This window comes from Yoonia sp. R2-816, from assembly GCF_046762905.1.
Lineage (GTDB): Bacteria > Pseudomonadota > Alphaproteobacteria > Rhodobacterales > Rhodobacteraceae > Yoonia.
In genome coordinates this window covers 21287-28735 of record NZ_JBKQXN010000117.1, presented here as the reverse complement: position 1 = coordinate 28735, position 7449 = coordinate 21287, and the positions used below count along the sequence as shown (strand labels likewise).

Genomic DNA, 7449 nt, shown 5'->3' with positions numbered 1-7449 from the left:
AACTGGCAAGGCTGAATCCTTCAATGCAGGCGAGCCATTGGGTATGGGGGCGAATGTCGGAGCGATGAACGACAGCAGGTGCAAAAGGCCAAAGGTTCCCGGTCATTCCAGGTATACCCACTTGCGCGGCATAAGCGAGTGGAAGGTCCCTGCAATCACTATCTGGACGCAGAATGCGCACCTGTGAACGGCCCGTTCCGGCTTCCTGGATACCGAGGTAAACAGTGGCATTCCGGGAGGGGAGCACATCGCACAACATCTGGATTTCGAGGTGATCCTGCGATGTCAGGATATTCTCGCCAGTAATGTAGGTCTCCCCCTCCTGCAGATGGGTCATGATTGCCATCATTTTCCCGCGCTTCGTCGGCATGATGCTGGCGTTCGTCGCGACCTCTTCCCAACTCTCAGACGATGCCAGTTCGCGCTCGGATCGAGACCCCGACGAAAAGCTCTGCATGGCGAGCCCTACTCCCCCTGCAAGTACCATCGCGACCGCAAAGCTGGTTGAGTATCGGCGCTTTGAACGGAAACCTTCAATTGCGCCGCAACCAGCGATCACCAATGCAAGCGACCAGATCGTACCGTCAGCGATGAAGAACCCCGTCGCAAGCAAGGGATGCCCCGGAAAAAAAGGGGTTGCCGCCAGGACAAGAAATGAAATCGTAACACCAAAAGATCCAACCATCGCGGAACACAAGCCGGCGGCAGCCAACCCACCCATGGCGACCGGCCATGGGGCGTATCCCATTTGGATCAGTCCCCACCCCGCCATGAGCGCGATCACCAGGAAGTAGGGTGCTACGATCAGCCCACGCAACATGCGTTGGCGCATGCAAAGGGCTGCAACGAACGGCAGAACAGCGACAACAAGCGGCACCGCTTCAACGAAAAACCCAGCATAAACAGCCCCAATGGCAAGCATTGCGGCCAGGAAATGTCGGCGTCTTGATCGCACCTCTCGCATGGTTGGTCCCTAGTTAGAGTATGGCCTCATGTTCCACACAGCAGCCTGTCCCAGTTCTCGCTCAGCATCGATCTCCGCTTGCATCTGCGCGACGCGGGCGCGGTAAGACAGAACCGCAGCACCACCATCAACCAGTTGGGTCAATTGCCCACCGTCGCCTTGCAGCATTGCCATGAAGTTTTTCGTGGTTGTGAGAGCACGGTTACCCGCGATCCCGTCATATGCCGATTTGCCAACATCAGGCCCTGATAACAGCGGCAAAGCCGCCCAAATATGCGCGATGCAGTTTCCGTATTGCACGACATTGTTGCGACGCGCTTTGCATTCCAACAACAACAGATCCGCCAGGTGATCCTGCATTTGACGGTCAAACAGCGCATGACGATCAATGCCATACTTGTTCACGAGGCCACGCAAGGTTTTCTGAATGATTTGGTATGCGCCGGATGCGGTCGATATGACCTTACCCTGTGATCTCTGCCATGCCATGACCTCGCCCACAGTCATTTGTGTCAGAGGACGAGGTGGAGCTCGTTTCATTCCAGGATGATAGAGATCGTAATCACTGGTGGCCTCATAGTGGCGAATGAATGCCCGCACCTGTTCTGAATTGGCTGTGACCGGCCCTGCAACAGCGCGGTCAGGTATGACCACCAACGCCAGGCTCGAGATTGTGCAAAAGAGAAGTGTTCTCACCAAACCGAATAATAGATTCACGCGGAAACTCCTCTTACAACGGCTAGTTTTGTCATGGTTCGCGGCACCGCGACCAAAAGCACAAGCGCAACGAGGTCCAGGGTTAAAGCGGCGAAGGCCCGGCCCAGTATTCCCGGTGCGGCGCTCAGATCTCTCGTCAGATCCAGTGTCGCAAACAGGATGATGGTGATTGTCAGAATCTGCAGAAAAGCCCCGAGAAGCTTCGCCAGCACGCCAAAAGCCACATGCTGCGTACCGCTCAGGGAACCAAGCCCCAGCAGGATCGCCGATGCAGCCAGTACGATCAGAGACCGCATATAGACAAAGATCACTGCGCCCAACTGCAAAGCCAGCACGATCAGGTTGCACAACGTTGCAGCCAAGACGGCGCCGTAGGCCCAGGTTGACAACGCATACCCGGCTTCCATGTTGCGGCTGAACAGGATCATCCGATCCCGGATGAGTGTTGCCAGCGAAAATCCTTCCGAGCCGATTGTGTCGTTGGAGACTTGCGTGGCTGCTCTCGCTGTCCACGTTAAAATGTCGCCAAAGTTGGTGATCACCACCCAAAGCAGCAATGTGAGCGGCAGCAAGAAAACCATGCTCGCGATCATTGCATCCAGTCCTTCGCCCATAACAGCCAGGCGGCCGAACGTGAACACGAACTGCACCGCCAACAGGCTCCACAACAACCAGATTGCCACTTGGGAATACCGCTCGACGATCTTGGCGGATTGCTCCCGGACATTCTCTAACAGGGCTTCAATGCTGAGCCCGACGCGTAAGCCCGCGCGCACAATTGTGGATCGGATTCTGATCTCCGAAAGCCCAATTTCACAAGCCATGAATGCCATGTAGCTGTCTGGATCGATCAGGGCGTGATTGCCTGCGATCCCTTCGTAGGTCGAGGCGCCACGCCCCGGGCCCGTGACACGCGGCAAGGCAGCCCAAACGCCAGAAATCCGATTTGCGACATTCTGGTCCGTGGTGCCGTTCGTATAACCGGTATCCGCGAGCAAGGCGGCACCCAACCGATCCTGTGTCCTCGGACTGAACCGATCTGACGGGCGCACAACACCACGTGCAACCAGACTCTCCAGGGTGGCCCGAATAACCTGATACCGACCCGCTGCCGAGGACACGGCGGTACGTGACGCTTCGCGCTGCCAATTGATCACCTCCTGCACCGTCATGCTGGTGATCAGTGCGGGCGGCATCAGTTTTACGCCGCTATAGACTTGATTATATCCCTCAGGGGCTTCAAGACTGCCGATGAACTCCAACATCTGCGATGTCGTGCAGGCGTGCACTCTGATCGGAGTGAGGACGATCATCAAAGCCATCCAAATGGCTACGCTAAAGCGTCGTGTGATATATGCGATCAAGCGGAACACACGTGATCTCTTGTTGCCTGAACCGCGGCGGCCTCACTGGGCAGATATGTCAGGCCATAAGTCTGCATCACATGCTCAAAACGCAAAATGTACTGACACTGAAACCCTGCCGCTGGTGGCAACCACTGGTCGTAGCCTTGTACTCCTTTTGTGCTGATTGCGGCTGGATCGACCGCCAACAGATTTATGGGGTCATTGGCGAACTGAGACTTGGTTTCTGCACTCCAGTTTGCACCGCCCCGGATATGCGCCCAGGCCAACGGCACAAGGTGATCGATCGCGAGCTGGTTCGCTTGCGTGAATACCACATCTGTGTAGGGGTCGAGCCAACGGCCAGTCACAATCGCGCATCCATCTGCGGTGCGCGTTATCGGACCCATCGATAAGAGCTCAAGCATCTCGTCGCGGGTATCCTGGCAATCGTCGTCTACGTCTACCCAACCGCCATATAAGGAAGGATCATAGGGGATGTGCATCGCACCAGCGCTGGCCGGCATGATGCGCGTTTGATGATCCCCACTCATGGGACCGACGTCACCACGGTGTTGAACAGCGTCAGGGAAGAAAAAGTCTCGCGTAATCTGGACGTTGATGTAGGTCCCTGCATCAATGCGGAATATCGAACCGCGCGCCAGGCTTTCGTTGATGTAAGCCGTCCCAACGCGATCCACCCCCTGCCCCAACGCAATTTGTGCTGCAGCGCCAAGTGTTGCAGCGTCACTGGAACTTTGGGTTTGCCCAACCGATCCCGCCAGGTTCAGCAGTGCTGTCTGGAAAACAGCGACCAAAAAACCGTTTCGTCGCCGCCCTTCGACGCCAACACCGCCGCCTTCAGCAAGTGCGACTGCACTATCGAGCTCAACCATATTTCCATTCGGAAACCGCACTCTATTCCAGATAATACCCATGCGGCGCTGACCCGGGGAAGACGCGCTGATGTATTCTCCCAACAATTGGGAGCCCTGAGGAATGACGATCACTCTACCCGTATCTGTATCCCAGACATTGCTCGTCACCATTGCACGCACAAGCCCGGGTAATTCAGAGTCTATGGCATCCAGCAGTCCAGCACGAATAACCGTGCCTGCCGCAAGGATATGACCGCTCTGGGCCGGCTCAGCGGATCCTGGAGAGACAGGGAGCGGATCGACACGGTTAAGGTCAGCGCGCGCCGCTGCACGGCGCTCCTCTTCCAACCGACGCGCTTCCTCTGCCGCTGCACGTTGTGATGCCCCATAAAGGTCTTCAGGGCTATGAATGCTGTCACCCAATGGCGCGATTGACGCCTCTTGCGCTCTTACGGCGCGGCGTTCGTCTTCGCGCTGTTGGGCTTCGAGAATGACCCGGATTTCGTTCGACATTGGCTCCGCGCTGCGCTGTTGCGCAACCGGAGTGCCTTGCTCATTGTTGATCTGTGCCATGGCCGCGGCGGTTGGGTCCAAACCTGCGATGGGCAAATCAGGTTCATTGCGTATATCAGGTTCATTGGCCACATCAGGCGGTTCACGCAGCGCCGGCACTTCAGGTTGTGCATCAACGTCAAACGGCTGCTCGGTTTCAAATTGGGAATTGTCGGCAATCCATTGCTCAGAACCGTAACGCGTTTGACTTTCTCCAATGTATCGCTCGGCGCGCGCCTCACCGAGTTCGTCGTTGATCGCCTGGCTGGGACCCTCTCCTTGCAGTCCTGAAAAAAGTGAAGACAAAGAAATACCAACGACGGAAAGAACCGCAGTGGACATTACACCTACCACTGCCGTCATGATGAGTATGCGGCGTAGGGAAGCTCCGGGCAGTTTATCGGCCATCATCCATCTCCCAAATAATCAAACCAGTAATCCTGGACGAACAGGCCAAACGGATTTGTGGCCAAGGCGTCCGCATCCTGGGGCTCGGCTTCACCCACAACCAATGTGCCCTGGTAAAGCCCCGTGAGAGGCGCCAGATTGGGGTCATTGGGTGAAACAACTTCACGCCATTCTACAACCCAACTGTTTCCACCCTTGTAGACGACAGAGGTGACCTCGACACGCCGCGTCAGTTGGCCAAGAAATGCACGTGGCGTTCTCTCGGGATCTTCCATGAATTCCATGGTGCGCCGTTCGCCCGCTGTTGATGGCGCCAGAAAAGCAAACAGACGCGCGACGTCACGACGCAGTACCTCCCGATCCGCAGGTATGGACCGCAGACGCTCAACAAACGTTGCAAGTTCTCGACGCGCAACTCCTTCCGGCAGTCGCGAAATCGATGTCGTCTCGAGAGCACGTGGTGGGATCAATTCTGCGGATGACACGAGGAACGGGACATATCCCTCGCGCGACTTGACAACGATCAAGGCTGCAAGGCTCGCCGCCAATACTATGACGCCTATCCCGGTGACGAGTTGTGCCTGACGGGCCAGACTCTGATAAGAACCGTGACGATCACTCCAAACCTGCTCGGCCAATTCGTAAGGGTTGCCACTGGCACCTGTCGCCACGTGGTTCTCGGAACCCTGGTGGTTTTCTGCAATGAGCCGCCTGATCCATCTCAACATCAGCTTGCATCCCGCAATCGAACCACATCAAAGTCTTCCACCCCCAGTGCAGCCGGTTTGTGAACCAGATCTTCCGCGCTCATCGGCGGGTTCACGACAACCCGCAAAATGCCCTGATAACGAAATCTCGAAAAACGTTGCCCAGAGGATTTGGACCTTGATGTTTCGTTCCAGACAATCAGCCAAACGCCGGGTTCCTGAAGCTCGATACGCTCGATCTTGATTTCCCGCATACGTTCATCCGACAACACAATACGGGCCTGAGGGTTGTTGATGTTCTCGGCGTCATTTGCGTTCGAACGCGCCACCGAGTTCGGCGGCGTAAAGGCTTTCAGGCGCATCAACTGCGCCAACACCAACGCATCATCGCTCGGGATTTCACGTAGTGCGAAAATGAAATCCTGTGCAAAGCGCCGTTGCACCACGAACGGGATGTCTGACAACTCCGAAGGTTGAATGCCGAGCGCAACCCGACCTTGAGAATCTGACACAGACACAAAAGGGCGTATGTTGACGACAGTGGCTTGCCATACGGTGAGACCACCTACGACCAATGCGCTTGCCCACACGCCGGCGGCGATCAATCTCCAGTATTCGAACTTGCGGCGCGCAGCATCCACTCTGGAACCGTAGTCTCTGCGCCATTGCTGCTGTTCTTGCATTACTTGTCCAACTTCGATGCAAGGCGCTCAATCATCGCGGCGGTGTTGCGGCTGACAGTATTGCCGTAGCGGGATCCGGGATTTGTGGCGGCCGCCGCTCCGGCACCCATTCTTGCGCCCTTAAGACTTCCGGATACTGCCCCTGATCCCATACCTTTCAGAGCTGACCCGACCGCCTGGCCTATTGATGATGACGCTCCCATTGAGCCGATCGCGGCACCGGTTCCACCAACCGCTGCGCCAACAACAGATCCGGTCGCACCGCCCACAGCTGCAGCACCCGCGGTTGTCGTTGCCTGGGATGCGGTCCGTGCTGCGATATCAGACGCGCCGCTTGCGGCAACACCCCCCGCGAGGTTTTGCATCGCGGTTGGGATCGTCGCCAACAGGATGACGAGGAGAACCTGAACCATGATCGCAGTCATGCTTTGCTCAAAGCCGAGCGTCACACTGCCTGCTCCGAGAATGGCGACGGTGATTTCTTGCATAAGGGCGTAGGTCATCAAAAAACCCAGCAGCTTGAGTGCCTGCCCCAGCATCGTTCTCAGGTAGGTCACAGCAGCATCTTTGGTGCTGGACGTGCCGGCAAAGGCCAGAACAATCAGTCCGGCAAAGGCGGTGATGTAAAACTCCGCATAAACCAGGACCAGCAATGCCGCGACAATCGCCGACGTAATGACCATAATGATGGCCACCAGAACGTTATAGATCGAGGCTGGCTTCCATACCGAGATCTCACCCAGCGCTGCCAACGCATAGTTGGAGCCATCACGCATGATGTTACCAACGGACGGTTCCTCTACTGTCTCGCTGCCTCTGGCTTGCTGGCCAATGCGCAACGTGGTCTCGATCAGGAATTGAACGATATCTGCCGCATTCTGCGCGAAGTACCAGGCCAGACCCACAAACGCGAACCGCAAGACAAACGGTCCCACAACGTCTCCAAGGTTGGCCCCACTGATCACAGCGCGTCCAAAGGTCAACACAATATCCACTGCGAGCAGCGTCACCAAGATGCCGATGACAATGCCAGATAGGCGATCCCCCATCGTGTCAACGGCCAGTTTCAGCTGCGTGACAATGTCGTCACCAGTTTCAACGACCTCCTGGGCCGCCGCATCTGTCGCAACAAATACCGCCGCCACAGCACAGAGAGCGAAAAGGGATTTATGATGGGTCAATTGCATTCACACCTTG

General features: G+C 56.4%; 7 protein-coding genes. All 7 read right to left on the bottom strand.

The window, feature by feature from the left end; translation table 11 throughout:
* The coding region (locus tag ACFWW2_RS02475) for a hypothetical protein (RefSeq protein ID WP_393925858.1) at positions 1-820 on the bottom strand (820 nt) is incomplete at its 3' end.
* Between the two features lie 153 nt (positions 821-973).
* Positions 974-1453 carry a hypothetical protein gene (locus ACFWW2_RS02470; protein ID WP_393925856.1) on the bottom strand — a complete coding sequence of 160 codons (480 nt, stop codon included), beginning with the start codon at positions 1451-1453 and terminating at the stop codon, positions 974-976.
* Positions 1454-1677: 224 nt separating this feature from the next.
* Positions 1678-2994: a hypothetical protein gene (locus ACFWW2_RS02465; protein WP_393925855.1), complete on the bottom strand. Its 1317-nt coding sequence runs from the start codon at positions 2992-2994 to the stop codon at positions 1678-1680.
* Positions 2995-3041: 47 nt separating this feature from the next.
* A complete protein-coding gene (locus ACFWW2_RS02460) occupies positions 3042-4865 on the bottom strand; it encodes a TrbI/VirB10 family protein (RefSeq protein ID WP_393925853.1) in 1824 nt (607 codons plus the stop codon).
* Positions 4862-5533, bottom strand: coding sequence for a VirB8/TrbF family protein (locus ACFWW2_RS02455; protein ID WP_393925851.1), 672 nt, complete (start codon positions 5531-5533; stop codon positions 4862-4864). The genes ACFWW2_RS02460 and ACFWW2_RS02455 overlap by 4 nt, the downstream gene beginning before the upstream one ends.
* A gap of 56 nt (positions 5534-5589) precedes the next feature.
* Positions 5590-6252: a VirB8/TrbF family protein gene (locus ACFWW2_RS02450; RefSeq protein ID WP_393925849.1), complete on the bottom strand. Its 663-nt coding sequence runs from the start codon at positions 6250-6252 to the stop codon at positions 5590-5592.
* Positions 6252-7439, bottom strand: coding sequence for a type IV secretion system protein (locus tag ACFWW2_RS02445; protein WP_393925847.1), 1188 nt, complete (start codon positions 7437-7439; stop codon positions 6252-6254). The genes ACFWW2_RS02450 and ACFWW2_RS02445 overlap by 1 nt, the downstream gene beginning before the upstream one ends.
* Positions 7440-7449: the final 10 nt, after the last annotated feature.

Bases quoted from the DNA above. Each gene is read 5' to 3' on its own strand.
- ACFWW2_RS02470 (WP_393925856.1), bottom strand. From the start codon at position 1,453: ATGGCATGGCAGAGATCACAGGGTAAGGTCATATCGACCGCATCCGGC.
- ACFWW2_RS02465 (WP_393925855.1), bottom strand. From the start codon at position 2,994: ATGATCGTCCTCACTCCGATCAGAGTGCACGCCTGCACGACATCGCAG.
- ACFWW2_RS02460 (WP_393925853.1), bottom strand. From the start codon at position 4,865: ATGATGGCCGATAAACTGCCCGGAGCTTCCCTACGCCGCATACTCATC.
- ACFWW2_RS02450 (WP_393925849.1), bottom strand. From the start codon at position 6,252: ATGCAAGAACAGCAGCAATGGCGCAGAGACTACGGTTCCAGAGTGGAT.
- ACFWW2_RS02445 (WP_393925847.1), bottom strand. From the start codon at position 7,439: ATGCAATTGACCCATCATAAATCCCTTTTCGCTCTCTGTGCTGTGGCG.